The organism is Streptomyces sp. NPDC048290 (genome assembly GCF_040652095.1).
GTDB lineage: Bacteria > Actinomycetota > Actinomycetes > Streptomycetales > Streptomycetaceae > Streptomyces.
In genome coordinates this window covers 341,164-356,735 of record NZ_JBEZLM010000007.1, presented here as the reverse complement: position 1 = coordinate 356,735, position 15,572 = coordinate 341,164, and the positions used below count along the sequence as shown (strand labels likewise).

General features: G+C 71.4%; 18 protein-coding genes. 7 read left to right on the top strand and 11 right to left on the bottom strand.

Going from position 1 to position 15,572, the window contains the following annotated elements; genetic code table 11:
* Positions 1 to 244 precede the first annotated feature (244 nt).
* The 7 genes from AB0D49_RS15205 to AB0D49_RS15175 all read right to left on the bottom strand — a co-directional run bounded on the left by AB0D49_RS15205 (position 245) and on the right by AB0D49_RS15175 (position 5,551).
* Positions 245 to 925, bottom strand: a complete 681-nt coding sequence (locus AB0D49_RS15205) for a TetR/AcrR family transcriptional regulator (RefSeq protein WP_362756773.1) — start codon at positions 923 to 925, stop codon at positions 245 to 247.
* Positions 922 to 1,626, bottom strand: coding sequence for a DUF4166 domain-containing protein (locus AB0D49_RS15200; protein ID WP_362756770.1), 705 nt, complete (start codon positions 1,624 to 1,626; stop codon positions 922 to 924). Before AB0D49_RS15200 ends, AB0D49_RS15205 begins: the two co-directional genes overlap by 4 nt.
* Positions 1,623 to 2,384 (bottom strand): hypothetical protein, encoded by a 762-nt coding sequence (locus tag AB0D49_RS15195; RefSeq protein ID WP_362756767.1) that lies wholly within the window; start codon positions 2,382 to 2,384, stop codon positions 1,623 to 1,625. Before AB0D49_RS15195 ends, AB0D49_RS15200 begins: the two co-directional genes overlap by 4 nt.
* A gap of 183 nt (positions 2,385 to 2,567) precedes the next feature.
* Positions 2,568 to 2,873, bottom strand: a complete 306-nt coding sequence (locus AB0D49_RS15190; RefSeq protein WP_362756764.1) for an MTH1187 family thiamine-binding protein — start codon at positions 2,871 to 2,873, stop codon at positions 2,568 to 2,570.
* Positions 2,870 to 3,214 carry a DUF3817 domain-containing protein gene (locus AB0D49_RS15185; RefSeq protein WP_362756761.1) on the bottom strand — a complete coding sequence of 115 codons (345 nt, stop codon included), beginning with the start codon at positions 3,212 to 3,214 and terminating at the stop codon, positions 2,870 to 2,872. The genes AB0D49_RS15190 and AB0D49_RS15185 overlap by 4 nt, the downstream gene beginning before the upstream one ends.
* 158 nt (positions 3,215 to 3,372) lie before the next feature.
* Positions 3,373 to 4,236 carry an endo alpha-1,4 polygalactosaminidase gene (locus AB0D49_RS15180; RefSeq protein ID WP_362756758.1) on the bottom strand — a complete coding sequence of 288 codons (864 nt, stop codon included), beginning with the start codon at positions 4,234 to 4,236 and terminating at the stop codon, positions 3,373 to 3,375.
* 343 nt (positions 4,237 to 4,579) lie between these two features.
* Positions 4,580 to 5,551, bottom strand: a complete 972-nt coding sequence (locus tag AB0D49_RS15175) for an alpha/beta hydrolase (protein WP_362756755.1) — start codon at positions 5,549 to 5,551, stop codon at positions 4,580 to 4,582.
* 258 nt (positions 5,552 to 5,809) lie between these two features.
* On the opposite strand from AB0D49_RS15175, the gene AB0D49_RS15170 reads away from it, so the two are divergent.
* The 5 genes from AB0D49_RS15170 (at position 5,810) to AB0D49_RS15150 (ending at position 9,074) form a co-directional block, all read left to right on the top strand.
* On the top strand, positions 5,810 to 6,352 hold the full coding sequence (locus AB0D49_RS15170; RefSeq protein ID WP_362756932.1) for a MarR family transcriptional regulator: 543 nt from the start codon (positions 5,810 to 5,812) through the stop codon (positions 6,350 to 6,352).
* Positions 6,353 to 6,431: 79 nt separating this feature from the next.
* The gene (locus AB0D49_RS15165) at positions 6,432 to 7,064 is read left to right on the top strand and encodes an AIM24 family protein (protein WP_362756929.1); all 633 of its coding nucleotides are present in this window, start codon (positions 6,432 to 6,434) and stop codon (positions 7,062 to 7,064) included.
* Positions 7,064 to 7,714, top strand: a complete 651-nt coding sequence (locus AB0D49_RS15160) for an AIM24 family protein (protein ID WP_362756752.1) — start codon at positions 7,064 to 7,066, stop codon at positions 7,712 to 7,714. The genes AB0D49_RS15165 and AB0D49_RS15160 overlap by 1 nt, the downstream gene beginning before the upstream one ends.
* Entirely contained in the window at positions 7,711 to 8,505 is a 795-nt protein-coding gene (locus AB0D49_RS15155; RefSeq protein ID WP_362756749.1) for an AIM24 family protein, read from the top strand. The genes AB0D49_RS15160 and AB0D49_RS15155 overlap by 4 nt, the downstream gene beginning before the upstream one ends.
* A gap of 92 nt (positions 8,506 to 8,597) precedes the next feature.
* Positions 8,598 to 9,074: a MarR family transcriptional regulator gene (locus tag AB0D49_RS15150; RefSeq protein ID WP_362756746.1), complete on the top strand. Its 477-nt coding sequence runs from the start codon at positions 8,598 to 8,600 to the stop codon at positions 9,072 to 9,074.
* 163 nt (positions 9,075 to 9,237) lie between these two features.
* On the opposite strand, the gene AB0D49_RS15145 is transcribed toward AB0D49_RS15150, so the two are convergent.
* Positions 9,238 to 10,704: a HAMP domain-containing sensor histidine kinase gene (locus AB0D49_RS15145; protein ID WP_362756743.1), complete on the bottom strand. Its 1,467-nt coding sequence runs from the start codon at positions 10,702 to 10,704 to the stop codon at positions 9,238 to 9,240.
* Positions 10,701 to 11,375, bottom strand: coding sequence for a response regulator transcription factor (locus AB0D49_RS15140; RefSeq protein ID WP_362756740.1), 675 nt, complete (start codon positions 11,373 to 11,375; stop codon positions 10,701 to 10,703). The genes AB0D49_RS15145 and AB0D49_RS15140 overlap by 4 nt, the downstream gene beginning before the upstream one ends.
* Before the next feature lie 132 nt (positions 11,376 to 11,507).
* Between AB0D49_RS15140 and AB0D49_RS15135 the strand changes: the two genes are divergently transcribed.
* Positions 11,508 to 12,347: a PepSY domain-containing protein gene (locus AB0D49_RS15135; RefSeq protein WP_362756737.1), complete on the top strand. Its 840-nt coding sequence runs from the start codon at positions 11,508 to 11,510 to the stop codon at positions 12,345 to 12,347.
* Between the two features lie 243 nt (positions 12,348 to 12,590).
* On the opposite strand, the gene meaB is transcribed toward AB0D49_RS15135, so the two are convergent.
* Both meaB and AB0D49_RS15125 read right to left on the bottom strand, forming a co-directional pair.
* On the bottom strand, positions 12,591 to 13,547 hold the full coding sequence (gene meaB / locus AB0D49_RS15130) for a methylmalonyl Co-A mutase-associated GTPase MeaB (RefSeq protein ID WP_362756732.1): 957 nt from the start codon (positions 13,545 to 13,547) through the stop codon (positions 12,591 to 12,593).
* 140 nt (positions 13,548 to 13,687) lie between these two features.
* Entirely contained in the window at positions 13,688 to 14,896 is a 1,209-nt protein-coding gene (locus AB0D49_RS15125; protein WP_362756729.1) for an acetyl-CoA C-acetyltransferase, read from the bottom strand.
* 149 nt (positions 14,897 to 15,045) lie between these two features.
* Between AB0D49_RS15125 and mce the strand changes: the two genes are divergently transcribed.
* Positions 15,046 to 15,486: a methylmalonyl-CoA epimerase gene (gene mce / locus AB0D49_RS15120; protein ID WP_362756725.1), complete on the top strand. Its 441-nt coding sequence runs from the start codon at positions 15,046 to 15,048 to the stop codon at positions 15,484 to 15,486.
* The last annotated feature ends 86 nt before the right edge of the window (positions 15,487 to 15,572 follow it).

Below are 15,572 nucleotides of genomic sequence, written 5' to 3'. Positions count from 1 at the left end.
TCCCGTGAAGTTGAATGATCGAACGAGTTCGATATCCACACGAAAGAGCAGTTTCCGCCCCCTGTCGAACGGGAGACGTCCAGGTGGGTGGGGACCACATCTGACGCCGAGTGGGCCACATCCCCTCAGGGGCGCGGGTCCTCTTTGAGACGCCGAGCCCGGCAACCCCCCCAAAGGGGCACTGGGGGTACCCCCTCTGGGGGAGGAACTGCGCGACCAGCCCCCACCGACCCGCACCGACCCCCTACGACACCCCACCCCTCTCCCGAACAACCCGCCGCAACTGATGCCGAACAGCCCGCTGAGCAACCGGCCCAAGCCCCTCCAACGCCGCCACCAACACCCCCAACCGCTCCAACGCCACCATCCCCGCCGCAGCCCCCTCCGCATCAACCCCCTCGTACAACTCGATCCCCACGAACGACGCCGCAACCGCCCGCGCCAGCCCGGAGGGATCGGCGAACTCCCCGAACGGCGTATCCGCGAGCACCCGCACCAGCACCGACTCGATCTCCACGATCCACAGCTCAAGACCTGCCGCCGTCGCGGGCCCGAGGCTCGGATGCGTCTGCGCCCCCGCGAGCAACTGCCCGAGCCGCGCCACATGCCCCGCGTCCCGCTCCTCCTGATGGATCTCCCACCCGAGCGCCAGCAGTTCGCTCAGCGACCCGACCGCCGCGAACCGCTCCCGGTACCGCGAGACGGCCCGCTCGGCGCCGTGCCGGCAGGCCGCCGCGAGCAGCTCGTCCACCGACCCGAAGTGATAGAAGACCAGCGCCTGATTGACCCCGGCGGCACCGGCCACCGTCCGGGCCGACACCTTGGCGATCCCCTGCTCGGTGAGCGTCCGCAGCGCCCCCTCCAGCAACTTCTCCCTGGTCTCCAGCGACTTCGCGGTCACCGGCTTCGCGCCCTCGACACTCACGCCCGCGCCTCCTCACGCACGGGCCGCAGCCCACGCCGCACCCCATGACGCCGGACGTCCCCGTACACCACCCCGAAGCTGCCCTCGTACCCGAACAGCGGCCCGAACCGTTCATTGACCACCCGCACCCGTACCCGGAACCGCCCGGTGCGCTCGTCGAACGCCTCCCTGACCTCGGCGTCCCCGCCGATCAGCGCGGGCACCCGGACGTCCACCGGCCCCTCCCGGAAGCGGTGCGCGCCGGACCGGATCAGCAGCGAGCCGTCCGGTTCGGCATGGAAGTGGAGGTCGGTGGCGAGATGCTGATGGGTGCCGAGGTAGTCCACGACCCGGTCGCCGCGCGGGTCCAGCACCATCTGGGCGTCGAAGCGGCGGGGACGGCCCGGCAGGTCGAAGGTACGCACGAAGGTCACCGTCTCACGCCCGAAGGTGTCGGCGTACGGCACGTTCTCGATGACGAACGGCACCCGGCGGCCCGCGCGCGGGACCAGGATGTTCCGGGTGGCGCCGAGCGCCAGGAACGGCCGGACGAGGGCCCCGCCGTGCCAGATCCGGTCCATCACCCCGTACCCGGTGCACATCTCACCGCTGTCCAGGCCGACCGAGAAACGGCGCCGCAGCTCGGGGTGGAGCCGCTCGAAGTCGGCGCCCATGGCCGTCCGGAAGATCGACCGGTGGACCGGGACGGGTCCGCCGCTCATCGCGGGTTCTCCAGGGTGCGCGGCAGCCGGGGCGCCCGCACCCGGGTGGCCGGGGCGCGCAGACAGCGGCGGGCGGCCGGAGTGGTGGGCAGCGGCGGCAGGAACAGCGCCAGTGCCACGACCCAGAGCAGCAGCAGCGGCCACAGGTACGCCATGGCGGGGGCGAGCGGCCCGAACAGCCGCAGCAGCGCCTCCATCCCGAGCCCGGTCACCGCGCACCCGATGACCAGCGCCCGTACGGCGATCTCCGCGAGCCAGTGGGCCAGCGCCCGCGCGGGGCTGATCCCGCGCTCCAGCCAGAGCCGCAGCCGGTCGAAGGACCAGGCGGTGGCCCAGCCCATCAGCCGCCGGAACAGCCACCGGTCGAGACAGACGCCGGGGCGGCCCCAGCGGGGGCGGTAGTCGTAGCCGGTGAGGAACCGCACGCCGTCGCCGTCGGGCACGTACCGCCAGTAGCCGCTGCCCTCGGCGAGCAGTGAGAGCGGGTGCGGGGAGGAGAAGCGCAGGGCGGAGGTGCGGGTGCCGTCGGGGCGCTCCTTCTCGCCCGCCGACACGCCGGTCCCGGCGACGGTGAGGAACGGCAACACGCGGGTGGCGTACCGGAAGCGCTGCGGCTCGCCGTCGCCGCGCGGGAGGTAGTCGATCTCGGTGAAGCGCAGGTCCCAGCGCTGATGCCGGGCGGGTTCCTGGGTGGCCGACCAGAGGGTGTCGAGGTCGGCACGGATGCGGGTCTCTATGTAGAGCGCGGTGTCACCCATGGTGTGTGTCCCCCACGTCGTATCGAGCGACCGTGCCGAGCAGCCAAATTGAGCGACCGCTCAAACCTTGTGACGGGCACGATAGCGCGATTTGAGCGACCGCTCAAAGTACGGGGACGAGAAAACCCCGACCCTTGGGGCCGGGGCTTCTTTTCAGCGAACGAACGGAACGCGGAGACCGGACTAAGGGGACCGCCCCTCCGAGAGGTGCCGTTCGACCGTCTCCACCTTGGAGGTGAGACCGTCGGTCACACCGGGCCGGATGTCCGCCTTGAGGACCAGGGAGACCCGGGGCGCACGCTCCTCGACGGCGGCCACGGCCCGCTTGACCACATCCATGACCTCGTCCCACTCCCCCTCGACCGAGGTGAACATGGCGTCGGTACGGTTCGGCAGCCCGGATGCACGCACCACCCGCACGGCGTCGGCGACGTACTCCCCCACGTCCTCGCCGACACCCAGCGGTGTCACGGAGAAGGCGACGATCACGCGTTCACGACCCCTTCCTTACGGGCGCGCGAGGCGATCACCGCGTCCTCGGCCTCCCGCTTGAGCATCCGCTCGGCGAAGAAGCCACCGGCCGGCAGCACGGAGAGGGCGAAGTACAGGGCGGCCCGGCCGAGCGGCCACTTGGTCTTGTTCCAGGCGTCGGCCCAGAAGATCACGTACAGGATGAACAGGACGCCGTGGACCGGGCCCATCACGGGCACCGCGTCGAAGTCGGTGGTCCGCTTGAGCACGGAGCAGACCAGCAGGACGAGGAACGAGATGGCCTCGGGGGCCGAGACCAGGCGGAGGCGGCGCAGCGCGCCGGCGGTCTTGATGTCCACGGGTCACCTTCGGTGTGTCGGGGGTATCCGGTGCCGGTCCCCTGCGGACCGGCGGCTTCACGCAGCTTTGTGAACGGAAGCACAAACGGTCACCATTGTGGCAGGCGCCCGCGCGGGGTCCGGACGGGGGGCGGTGGTCCGGGCCCGCCCCGGGCCGCTCAGCAGGTGCGCCGCTCATGGCCGGGGGCGCCTTCGGGCGTCACGTCCACGTCCCGGAGGACCACGGAGAGCCGGTCGCCCCAGTCCCGGCAGGCCGCGGCGAGACCGGCCCGCTCGTACTCGATGTCGAAGACCCGGTCGTCGTACGCCGTCGCATAGGAGCCGCACTCGTCGTACTGGCCGCACTCCTCGGCGACGGCGAAGTCGAAGCCGAGGGCGCGGCCCTTGCCCGCCAGGTCGGCGGCGTTCTTCTGACCGATGGCAAGACCGGCCGTGTGCGCCCGCTCGACCAGCAGCGCGGCGAAGGCCAGGTCGTCGGCGGCGGTGAGCAGTCCCGCGGAGCGGAGGTGGGAGTCGAGGTTGTCCGCCTCCACGGCCTGGAAACCGGCGTCGGCGCAGCCGTCGATCCACGCCCCGACGACCTCCGCGAGGCGTTCGCGCTTGGCGGGGGTGGAGATGTCGAGGAGGGCCTCGTCCCAGTCCTGGTCGACGACGAGGCCGCCGTCCCGGCCCCCGTCGCGCAGCAGGAGGTCGGGGTGGTGCTCCTCCCACCAGCCGGTGGCGTCGGGCTGGGCCTGGAAGGCGTTGACGTAACAGAGGTTGTAGAGGCCGGGGGCGGGCTTGGCGCCCCGGTCGCGGGAGACCGCGCGGACGCCCTCGGGGGGCGGGTAGGCGCCGCCGATCTGGTAGTCGAAGGACATGCCGGGGGTGGGCAGGACGACCTCGCCGGTCGGGGCGGGACCGTCGCCGTCCGCCGTGTCCGGATTACCGCCGGAGCCGGAACAGCCGCCGAGGGCCAGTGCCCCGCACAGCGTCAGCACCGTCAGCGCGCGGGGCAGGGCGGGGCGGGGACGGTGGGACATCGGGCGGGGCTCCTGTCGGGGCGGGGCGGGTGGGTGCGGGGTGGATCGGGGCCGGGGGGTTCGGGGCGGGGCGGATCCGCGCCGGACGGAATAGGGGCGGACTGGGGCAGACTCGGGCGGACCGGTGCCGGGCGGATCAGGGGCGGACTCGGGCACATCGGGGCGGGGCCATGGTGCCGTGCCGTGCCGCGCCCCGCCCATGATGCCGCCCCGGGCACAGGGCACTCGGGGCGGCATGGGCAGGCGGCCGGGTCACGGGGTCGAATCGCGGTCCGCGCGGGACGCCGACATCGGGGGCGCCGTCGGTGCGCGGGCGCGGGGCGCCACGGTCGGCCGGGTCAGTTCACTCCGTACCGAGCGCCCTCCGCAGCACCCCCACCGCCTGCGTGATCGCCGCCTCCGCGGCCTGCGTCCCCCGCAGCGCGTCGAGCATCACGAAGTCATGGATGACCCCCTGGTAGCGGACCGCGGTCACCGGAACCCCGGCCGCGCGGAGCTTGTCGGCGTACGCCTCGCCCTCGTCGCGCAGGACGTCGGAGTCGGCGGTGATGACGAGGGCCGGCGGCAGTCCGGCGAGTTGTTCGAGGGAGGCCCGCAGCGGGGAGGCGGTGATCTCGGCGCGCTGGGACTCGTCGGTCGTGTACTGGTCCCAGAACCACCGCATACCGTCCCGGCGCAGGTAGTAGCCCTCGGCGAACTGGTGGTAGGACGGCGTGTCGAAGCTCGCGTCGGTCACCGGGTAGAACAGCACCTGCTGGACCAGGTCGAGCCCGCCCCGCTCCTTGGCCATCAGGGTGAGCGCGGCGCTCATGTTGCCGCCGACGGAGTCCCCGGCGACCGCGATCCGCCCGCCGTCCAGGCCTTTGGTGGCGCCGTCGGTGACGACCCAGCGGGCGACCGTCCAGTTCTGCTCGATGGCGACCGGGTAGCGGACCTCGGGCGAGCGGTCGTACTCGGGGAAGACCACGGCCGCGCGGGCGCCGACCGCCAGTTCACGGACCAGCCGGTCATGGGTGTGGGCATTGCCGAAGACCCAGCCGGCGCCGTGGATGTAGAGGATCACGGGCAGCGGGCCCGTGGCGCCCTTCGGCTTGACGATCCGTGCCTGGACGCTGCCGGTGGGGCCGCCCTGGACCGTGACCCACTCCTCGTCCACCTCGGGCTTGGCGATGTCACCCGACTGGATCTCGTCGACCGCCTTGCGGCCGTCGGCCGGCGGAAGCTGGAAGAGGAACGGCGAGGCGCCGGTGGCCTCCGCGAGCGCCTTGGCGGCGGGCTCCAGGACGACCGGACGGGGCGCGGTGGTGTCGGTCATGACGAACTCCTCGGATCGGTGCCGTGGGCCGGACCTGCTGTCCGTCGCCCGGGTGGGGGCGGCACCTCATGAAGGTATCGCGCAACTAAATCGTGCGCAACTTATTCGAGCACGATAAAATCGAGATCGACGGAGACTCAAGGGCCGCAGGCCGCCGAGGAGGACGCCGTGACCAGCGAGAAGCACGAGGGGGACACCATGACCGGCGAGAAGCACGAGGGGAGCGCCATGACCGGCGAGAAGCACGAGGGGGGCACCATGACCGGCGAGACCGCGCCCGAGGCCGTACGACCCCCGCAGCCCCCCGCCCCCACCCCTGCCCGGCCCCAGCCCTCCCCCCAGCCCCCCTCCCTCCTCCTCGACGACCAGCTCTGCTTCGCCCTCTACGCCGCCCAGCGCGCGGTGACCGCGCGGTACCGCCCGCTGCTGGAGGCGCTCGGGCTGACGTACCCCCAGTACCTAACGATGCTCGTCCTCTGGGAGCGCGACGCGGTGGCGGTCCGGGACCTGGGCGCCGCCCTCCAGCTGGAGTCGAGCACGCTCTCCCCGCTGCTGAAGCGGCTGGAGGCGCACGGTCTGGTCCGCCGGGAGCGCCGCGCGGACGATGAGCGCTCGGTGGAGATCCGTCTCACATCCGCGGGCCGGGAGCTGCGCGAGAAGGCCCGGACCGTCCCGCTGGACATGGGCGCGGCGATGGCGCTGACCCCGGAACAGGACGCGGCGGCGAAGCAGTTGCTGCGGCGGCTGACGGCGAACGTGAGCGGTGGTCCGGAGGCGGCCGGGGGGCCTGGCACTCCCTAGGGGAGGGTTTCAGGGTGCTTCTCCACCCTGGGGCCCTGTTCGCGGGGGCTCCGCTGGGCGTACCTTCCGGTGCGTGGCGATGTTTCGACTTCAAGGCAGCAAGGTGCTGGCCGTCGAGATGACCGGGGACGCCGTGAAGGCGAAGAACGGTTCGATGGTCGCGTACGACGGCCAGATGGCCTTCAAGAAGCTCAGCGGTGGCGGTGAGGGCATCCGTGGGATGGTCACCCGCCGGCTCACCGGTGAGCAGATGACCGTGATGGAGGTGCGCGGCCAGGGCATGTGCTGGTTCGCGGACCGCGCCTCCGAGATCAGTCTCGTCGGTCTGCGGGGGGAGACACTGTATGTGGAGTCCAGCAATCTGCTGGCGACCGACGGCGGGCTGCGCACGGGCACGCAGTTCACCGGCCTGCGCGGCGCGACCCAGGGCAACGGACTGTTCACCACGACCGTGGAGGGCACCGGCCAGGCGGCGATCATGTCGGACGGTCCGGCGGTGCTGCTGCGGGTGACCCCGCAGTATCCGCTGACCGTCGACCCGGGCGCCTATGTGGCGCACCAGGGGAATCTCCGGCAGTCCTTCCAGTCCGGTGTGACATTCCGCACCCTGCTCGGCGAAGGCGGCGGCGAGGCGTTCCAGATCCGCTTCGAGGGCGACGGCGTGGTCTACGTCCAGCCCAGCGAGCGGAACACGATCGCGGGGGATGTGTGATGGGCTTCCGGGAGATCAACTCCAAGATGGTCGAGGCGACGGTCGCGCCGGGGCAGCGGCTGTTCAGCCAGCGCGGCGCGATGCTCGCCTACCGGGGCGAGGTGAGCTTCACGCCCAACATGGCGGGCGGCCAGGGCGGGGTGATGTCGATGATCGGCCGCCGGGTGGCCAACGAGGACACCCCGCTGATGACCGTGGAGGGCAGTGGCACGGTCCTGTTCGGGCACGGCGGCCATCACATCCAGGTGATCAACCTGGCGGGCGACACCCTGTGCGTGGAGGCCGACCGGCTGCTCGCCTTCGAGGGCACGCTCCAGCAGGGCACGCTGTTCCTGGGCTCGCAGGGCGGGGTGATGGGCATGGTGCGCGGCCAGATCAGCGGCCAGGGCCTGTTCACCACGACCCTGACCGGTCATGGCGCGGTCGCCGTGATGGCGCACGGCGGGGTGTTCGAGATCCCGATCACCCCCCAGCGCCCGGTGCATGTGGACCCCCAGGCGTACGTCGCCCACCACGGGGACGTGCGCAACAAGCTGTCCACCGCCCTCGGCTGGCGGGACATGGTGGGCCGTGGCTCCGGCGAGGGGTTCCAGCTGGAGCTGAGCGGCAACGGCGCGGTGTATGTGCAGGCATCGGAGGAGAAGCTGTGACCGCCTACCCGGCTGCGGGTCCCGTCGTGCACGACCCGATGACCCTGCCGACCGACGACAACGTGAACGCGTACACCTTCTGCGTGGAGCTGAAGGGCTCCCAGTGGTTTCTGCAGAAGGGGAAGATGATCTCGTACTACGGCTCGATCGAGTTCAACGGGATCGGGCACGGCCGACTCGACCGACTTGTCCGGACCTCGTTCCATTCGCCTCTGCACGCCTCGGACTGGGTGGTGGCGGAGGGAAATGGGAAGATGCTCCTCGCCGACCGGGCCTTCGACGTCAATTCATTCGATCTCGATCAAGGCAACCTGACCATTCGCTCCGGCAACCTGCTCGCTTTTCAGCCAACTCTCGCGCTCAAGCAGTCGATCGTGCCGGGCTTCCTCACCCTCATCGGAACCGGAAAGTTCGTGGCGGCCTCGAACGGGCCGGTGGTCTTCATGGAGCCCCCGATCCGGGTCGACCCGCAGGCCCTCGTCGGCTGGGCCGACTGCCCCTCGCCCTGCCACCACTACGACCATGGGTACATGACGGGCCTGATGGGCGGCCTACGGGCGATGACGGGCCTCGGCGGGGCCTCCGGAGAGGAGCACCAGTTCGAGTTCGTCGGCGCCGGGACGGTCCTGCTCCAGTCCTCCGAGGCGCTGATGGCCGAGCAGACCACCGGGACGGTGCCGCATCAGGCGGGGGTGCCCGGCGGCGGAGTGCCCGGCGGGCATGGACCGCAAGGCGGCACACCGCGCCTTCCCGGACAGCTGGGAGACCTCCAGCGTCGCTTCGGGCTGTGAGCGGTAGTCTGCGGAGTGTGACTTCGAACGCGTGCGCACTGTCACACCACCCTCACTAGTTCGCCTTTCAACCTTTTAGGTAGACTTCATTCATGGAGACCGAGACGGCCACGCGCTGGCTGACCGATACGGAGCAGTGCGCCTGGCGCACCCATCTGGAGGTCAACAAGCTGTTGGCGTACCAGCTGGAGAAGGACCTGCACCCGTTCGGCCTGACGATGAACGACTACGAGATCCTGGTGAATCTCTCCGAATCCGAGGACCTGCGGATGCGGATGAGCGATCTCGCCTCCGCCACGCTCCAGTCCAAGAGCCGCCTCTCGCACCAGATCACGCGGATGGAGAACGCCCAGCTGGTGCGCCGGGAGAACTGCGAGTCCGACCGCCGCGGCCTGTACGCGGTCCTCACCGAGCACGGCCTGGAGACGATGCGGAAGGTCGCACCGCACCATGTCTCCTCCGTGCGCAAGCACTTCATCGATCTGCTGGCCCCCGAGGCACTGACCGAGCTGGACAAGGCCCTCAAGCCGATCGCGGAGCACCTGCGCGGCCAGCGCGGACGCCCGTGACCCACGCGACCTGCATGACCTGCACGACCCGCACGACCCGCATGACCCGAGCGACCAGCATCGCCTGAGCGACCAGCATGACCAGCACAACCAGCGCGAAGTAACCGACCAGCGCGACCTCGGCGGAAGGTGGCCGGGCCCTCCCAGGGCACCGGCCCGGCCACTACCGCTCCCCGCCGAGCGGCAGGCGGAGTGCGAACAGCGCTCCGCCCGCCGGACCCGTCCCCACCGTGAGCGTGCCGCCATGGCGCACGGCGACATCACGGGCGATGGCCAGCCCGAGCCCGGCCCCGCCGTCGTCCCGGCTGCGGGCGTCGTCGAGCCGTACGAACCGTTCGAAGATCCGTTCCCGGTCGGCCTCCGGCACCCCGTCGCCGTCGTCGGCGACCTCCACCACCGCCCGGCCGCCCTCCTGGCGCACCGAGACGGTCACCTCGCTGCGCGCGTGCCGCCGCGCGTTGTCCAGCAGATTGGCGAGGACCCGCTCCAGCTGCCCCCGCGACCCGGCGACCTCCACCGGCCCCTCGGCCGTCACCCGCACACCGTCCCGCCCCGCCGCGACCTCCTCGGCCAGCGCCGCCAGCTCCACCCGCGCGTCCATCGGCCGCTCCCCCGCGTCCAGCCGGGCGAGCAGCAGCAGATCGGCGGCCAGATGCTGGAGCCGTACGGTGTCCTCGACCGCGCCCGGCACATCCAGCAGCTCCGGATGGGCGGCGCCCACCTCCAGCTGGGTGCGGAGCGAGGCGATCGGGCTGCGCAGCTCGTGCGAGGCGTCGGCGACGAACCGCCGCTGACGCTCCACGGACGCCTCCAGCGCGGCCAGCGTCTCATTGGTGGTGCGGGCCAGCCGGGCGATCTCGTCATGGGTCCCCGGCTCCGGCACCCGCCGGGTCAGATCCTCCGAGGCGGTGATCTCGGCCATCTCCCGCCGGATGCCCTCGACCGGCCGGAGCGCCCGCCGGGTCACCAGCCAGGTCACCCCGGCGACGATGCCCAGCAGCAGCGGGAAGCCGATCAGCATCACCTTCAGCGCGGTGTCCACGGCGTTCTGCTCGGCGGCCAGCGGGGCGCCCGCGAAGACGGTGTAGGTGCCCTGGCCGGGCACGGCCACCTCGACCTCGGCGAACCGGTAGTCCCCCTCCTGCCCGTCGATGGTCGCGGACCCGTTGCTCAGCGGGGCGTCGTCACCGATGTCCCCCGGCCCGAGAACGCCACCGGAGCCGTCGTCGTCCCCCGAGGCGTCCCCCGCGGTGTCGTCGGCTTCGTCATCGTCGTCGTCGCCTGGGGGCGGCGGGGCGGGCGTACCGGACGGCGCGGGCCGCACCTGATCGCTGGCCGTCCCGCTGATCCGCTCCAGCCCCTCGCTCGCCACGACCAGCGTCCCGTCCTCGGCCAGCACCTGGGTGGGCCGGTCGGTGTCGTCGAGGGTGAGGTCCTGGTAGGGCACGCCGCCCGACAGCTCGGCGGCGACCTCGCGGGCGGCGCGCTCGGCGTCCGCACCCGCCTGGTTGGTCAGATTGGCGTACAGCGAGAACAGGACGGCGGCCCCGGCGGCGGCCAGCGCGACCGCGACCACCAGGGTGGCGCCGAGCGTGGCACGGGCCCGTACGGAGGCGAACAGCCGGCTCACCGCGGCGCCTCCAACCGGTACCCGGCGCCGCGCACGGTCCGGATCAGCCGGGCGCCGAGCTTGCGGCGCAGCGCGCTGACGTAGACCTCCACGATGTTGGGATCGCCCTCGTAGGCGAAGTCCCACACGTGCTCCAGGATCTCCGCCTTGGACACCACCTCGCCCCGGCGCAGCACGAGCTGCTCCAGCACGGCGAACTCCTTGGCGGTGAGCGCGATCTCGTCCTCGCCCTCCCCGCGCACCACCCGCCGCGCCCCGAGGTCGATGGTCAGCCCCCCGACGACATGCACCGGCGAGGACCCCTTCCCCTGCCCGTGCCGCCGCAGCAGCGCCCGCACCCGCGCGACGAGCACGACATACGAGAACGGCTTGGTCAGATAGTCGTCGGCCCCGGTGTCCAGCCCTTCCGCCTCGTCGTACTCCCCGTCCTTCGCGGTCAGCATCAGGATCGGTACGTCATGACCGGCGGCCCGCAGGGTGGCGCACACCCGGTAGCCGTTCATCCCCGGCAGCATGATGTCCAGCACGATCAGGTCGTACGGGGTCTCCGTGGCCCGGTGCAGGCCCTCCAGACCGTCGTGGACCACGTCCACGGCGTAGCCCTCCGCCGTCAGGCCCTTGGCCAGGGACAGCGCGAGGCGTTTCTCGTCCTCCACGATCAGCAGCCGCATACGTCACAGGGTCCCAAACCGAAGCTGAAGTGATCTTCAGGTGCCTTCAGCGTGGCTTCAGGTGGTTCCAGGCACCTTGGTGGACGTCGGACAGCGACGGACCGCACCGACACCAGCTACGGGGAGGAACCCATGAAGCGCAACATCCTCATCGCCGCGATCACCGCGACGGCGGTCGTGGGCGGCGGAACGACACTGGCGTTCGCCTCGTCCGGCGCCACCTCACCGCCCCCGACCTCCTCGACGTCGGCGGCCTCGACGGTGACGCTGCCCCCGGCGGAGCAGGACGACCGCGACGACCGAGACGACCGCGACGACAACGGCGACGACGACGCCAAGGCGATCGCCGCCGCAAAGGTCACGGCGGCCCAGGCGATCGAGGCGGCGCTGAAGGAGCACCCGGGGACGGCGGTCTCGGCCGACCTCGACTCGGACGACGACGACGCCCCGGCGGGCCTGCACTGGGAGGTCGACATCCTCGGGACGGGCGGCAAGTCCTACACGGTCCACATCGACCCGGCGACGGCGAAGGTCACGGACTCCCGCGAGGACACGGACGACGACGATGACGCGCCCGGCGACCTGAAGGTGACCGCGGCGGAAGCGGCCACCGCGGCGTCGGCCAAGGGCTTCGTCACCTCCGTCGACCTGGCGGACGACGACGACCGCGCGACGGGCTGGGAGGTCGAGGTGACCGACAAGACCGGCACCAAGGAATCCGACTGGCACGTGAACCCGACGACGGCAGCGCTGACCCAGACCGGTGACGACACCCGGGACGAGACTCGGGACGCCGCCGGGAACGAGTCGGGTGACGACACGGGGGACAAGGCCGGGGACGACACCAGGGACGAGGCGGGTGACGACGCCAGCGACGACACCGCTGAGGCCGACGACGACGGCAGGACGGCCGACGACAAGAACGACGACGACGCGAAGGACGACGACAAGGCGGGAGACAACGACGACTGACCCCCCTCCACCCCCACCCCTCCGACAACCCCGCACGGGCGGGTGGGTGGGAAAGCAGGACTGACGCCGGGGACCGGACAGGGGCGGCGGCACCGACGCGGCGAGGGAACCCTCACCAGAGGGGCCGCACGGGCGGGTGGGCGGGAAAACACAAGGGCAACGCCGGATACCCGGCAACACGCTGCGCCACGAGGAGAGGGCGCCTCGGCAGCAGGCCCGCACGGGCGGGTGGGTGGGCAAACCTCACCCCCCCGAAACCCCCCGCACCAACTCATCCGCCGCCCCGTACACATCCACCTCCCCCGCGACGACCCGCTCCGCCAACGCCCCCAACCGCCGATCCCCCCGAAGATCGGCCATCCGCTCACGCAACGCCGTGACGGCGATCGTCTCGACCTCCCGAGCCGCGCGAGCCCGCCGCCGAGCCACCAGAACCCCCCGCTCCTCCATCCAGGCCCGGTGCTTCTCCAGCGCCTCGACGACCTCCTCGACGCCCTCGGCCCGCGCGGCGACCGTCTTCACGATCGGCGGACGCCAGTCGCCCGGCCCCCGGGCCTCCCCGAGCCCCAGCATGTGGTTCAGCTCGCGCGCGGTCGCGTCCGCCCCGTCCCGGTCGGCCTTGTTCACCACGTACACATCGCCGATCTCCAGGATTCCGGCCTTGGCCGCCTGGATGCCGTCCCCCATCCCGGGCGCCAGCAGCACCACCGAGGTGTCGGCCTGCGCGGCGATCTCCACCTCCGACTGCCCGACCCCGACGGTCTCGACCAGGATCACGTCGCAGCCCGCCGCGTCGAGCACCCGGATGGCCTGCGGCGCGGCCCAGGCGAGCCCCCCGAGGTGACCGCGGGTGGCCATGGAGCGGATGTAGACGCCCGGGTCGGAGACGTGGTCGGACATCCGGATGCGGTCGCCGAGCAGCGCCCCGCCGGAGAACGGCGAGGACGGGTCGACGGCGAGCACCCCGACCCGTCTGCCCTGCTTCCGGAACACCGTGACCAGCGCCGACGTGGAGGTCGACTTGCCGACCCCGGGCGATCCGGTGATCCCGACGACGTACGCCCCGCCGGTGAGCGGGGCGAGCGCCGCCATGACCTCGCGGAGCTGCGGGGACGCCCCCTCCACCAGGGAGATCAGCCGGGCGACGGCACGGGGCCGCCCTTCCCGCGCCTGGGCCACCAGGGTGGCGACGTCCTGCATCACGGCTCCGTCCGCCAGAGGAATGTACGCACTGTACGCAGTACGCCGTATGAGACGTACCCGGTTGAGACGACCCGGTCGAGACGTACCCGGTCGAGACGTACCCGGTTGAGACGACCCGGTCGAGACGTACCCGGTCGTCAGGGCTTGGCCACCCGCACGATCAGCGCGTCCCCCTGACCGCCGCCGCCGCACAGCGCCGCCGCGCCGATCCCGCCGCCGCGCCGCTTCAGCTCCAGCGCGAGATGCAGCACCAGCCGGGCGCCGGACATGCCGATGGGGTGGCCCAGCGCGATGGCACCACCGTTGACATTCACCTTTTCCGAGGACACCCCGAGGTCGTTCATTGACTGGACGGCGACCGCGGCGAACGCCTCGTTGATCTCGATGAGGTCGAGGTCCTCCACGCCGATGCCCTCCTTCTTCAGGGCGTGCGCGATGGCGTTGGACGGCTGGGACTGGAGCGAGTTGTCGGGTCCGGCCACATTGCCGTGGGCGCCGATCTCGGCGATCCAGTCCAGACCCAGCTCCAGCGCCTTCGCCTTGCTCATCACGACGACGGCGGCGGCACCGTCGGAGATCTGCGAGGCGGTGCCCGCGGTGATCGTGCCGTCCTTGGTGAAGGCGGGCCGCAGCTTGGCGAGGGTCTCGACGGTGGTGTCGGCGCGGATGCCCTCGTCCTTGCTGAAGAGCACCGGGTCGCCCTTGCGCTGCGGGATCTCCACGGGCGTGATCTCCGCCTCGAAGATGCCGTTCTTCTGGGCGGCGGCGGCCCGCTGGTGGCTGAGGGCGGCGATCTGGTCCTGCTCGGCGCGGCCGAGGCCGAGGCGGGTGTTGTGCTTCTCGGTGGACTCGCCCATGGGGATGTTCTCCCAGGGGTCGGTCAGCCCGTCGTACGCCATGGCGTCGAGCATCTCGATCGCCCCGTACTTGTAGCCCTCGCGGGACTTGGGGAGCAGATGCGGGGCGTTGGTCATGGACTCCTGCCCACCGGCGACGATCACCTCGAACTCGCCCGCCCGGATCAGCTGGTCGGCGAGGGCGATGGCGTCGAGCCCGGAGAGGCAGACCTTGTTGAGGGTGAGCGCCGGGACGGACATCGGGATACCGGCCTTGACGGCGGCCTGCCGGGCCGGGATCTGCCCGGCACCGGCCTGGAGCACCTGGCCCATGATCACGTACTGCACCTGGTCGCCGCCGATCCCCGCGCGGTCCAGGGCGGCCTTGATCGCGAAGCCGCCGAGGTCGGCTCCGGAGAAGGACTTCAGCGAGCCCAGCAGCCGCCCCATGGGCGTGCGCGCGCCCGCGACGATCACCGAGCCGGTCGTACCGGAAGTTCCAGAAGACATGAGCTGCGATCCCCTTACCGGCCTGCACAGCCGAGGAGTGAACGAGGGTTTACTTCGAGCGTACTGAGCGGTACTCCACGGCGTCATCGGGCCGTCGGTGTGATCGCGCGCACGTTGCGTAACCACCGCGGTGCCGCTCCACTGAAACCATGCTGACGCGTATCGACCACATCGGAATCGCCTGTCATGACCTTGACGCAACGGTCGAGTTCTACCGGGCCACCTACGGCTTCGAGGTGTTCCACACCGAGGTCAACGAGGAACAGGGCGTCCGCGAGGCCATGCTCAAGATCAACGAGACCTCGGACGGCGGCGCCTCCTACCTCCAGCTCCTGGAGCCGGTCCGCGAGGACTCCCCGGTCGGCAAGTGGCTCGCGAAGAACGGGGAGGGCGTACATCACATCGCTTTCGGCACCGCGGACGTCGACGCCGACGCGGCGGACATCCGCCAGAAGGGCGTCCGGGTCCTCTACGACGAGCCCCGGCGCGGCTCCATGGGGTCCCGGATCACGTTCCTGCATCCCAAGGACTGCCATGGCGTTCTGACAGAACTGGTCACTTCGGCGCCTGTTGAGTCACCTGAGCACTGACCCTCGTACATAGGGGCCGGTAGGGTTGGGTGCGGTCGCCACCGCTTGATGGGCGATCCGAGTCCTGCCGCCCGCCTGGGACGGCG